Annotated in this window: 1 protein-coding gene; it reads left to right on the plus strand. The window is 62.5% G+C overall.

Annotated features, from left to right (window positions below):
* The coding region (locus tag A3764_RS21285; RefSeq protein WP_150122374.1) for an ester cyclase at positions 1 to 275 on the plus strand (275 nt) is incomplete at both ends.

The raw sequence follows: 275 nt of genomic DNA on the forward strand, positions 1-275 counted from the left end.
GCACCACCATTTCTTCGGCGACGGCGCTTATGCCGGTGTGACCGGCTGGCCAAACATGGCACAGACGGTCAAGCATGGCGGCTGGCTGAGCATTGCGCCCTCGGACCGGAAGATAACCATGCGCAGCCTCGACTTCTGGCGGCTGGAAAACGGCCGCATCCGCGAAAACTGGGTACTGGTCGATCTGCTGCACGTCTATGACCAGCTGGGCGTCGACGTCTTCGCCCGGCTGCGCGAGTTCAACAAGGCCCGCAACATCGGGCGCATCACCATTC

The organism is Sulfitobacter sp. HI0129 (genome assembly GCF_001635395.1).
Classification (GTDB): Bacteria; Pseudomonadota; Alphaproteobacteria; order Rhodobacterales; family Rhodobacteraceae; genus Sulfitobacter.